The organism is Undibacterium sp. RuTC16W, assembly GCF_049339445.1.
In the GTDB taxonomy this organism is placed as follows: Bacteria; Pseudomonadota; Gammaproteobacteria; order Burkholderiales; family Burkholderiaceae_D; genus Undibacterium.
Genome location: NZ_JBMPPE010000048.1, coordinates 1 through 418, shown reverse-complemented (window position 1 = coordinate 418; position 418 = coordinate 1). Strand labels below are relative to the sequence as shown.

Genomic DNA, 418 nt, shown 5'->3' with positions numbered 1-418 from the left:
ACGATCTTATGAGATGTTCAGTGAATCTCAACTTTACTTAGCCAACGGATATGTCTTACCAGAGATTGACGAAACGAAGAACAGACTCAAGGATGGTCTAACCGTGTGGAGTGATCACAAGGGAGGAATAGAAGGACTACGGCAAAAGGGATGGACAATCTTCACAATTGTGGCCTTAAAATATGTTGCTTCTGTAAACGGAATCTCCTGCAATTTAATGGGTCAAGGAGATAATCAAGTAATGATTCTGAACTATAAGAAAAACACCACCGACCCTCCAAGGATCAAGCATCAAGAGTTCCTGAGGACTCTCGACCAGTTCCTATCATTAATTGGCCCCCCTCTGAAGCCAGAAGAAACCTGGACGTCTTCGAATTTCTTTGCATATGGAAAGTTTCCTGTTTTGAAGGGGGAGCCC

The 418-nt window shown here is 43.3% G+C and carries 1 protein-coding gene; it reads left to right on the top strand.

Annotated features, from left to right (window positions below):
* Positions 1–418 (top strand): hypothetical protein (locus tag ACO0K4_RS19490; RefSeq protein ID WP_422958334.1); only part of this gene is annotated, 418 nt, incomplete at both ends.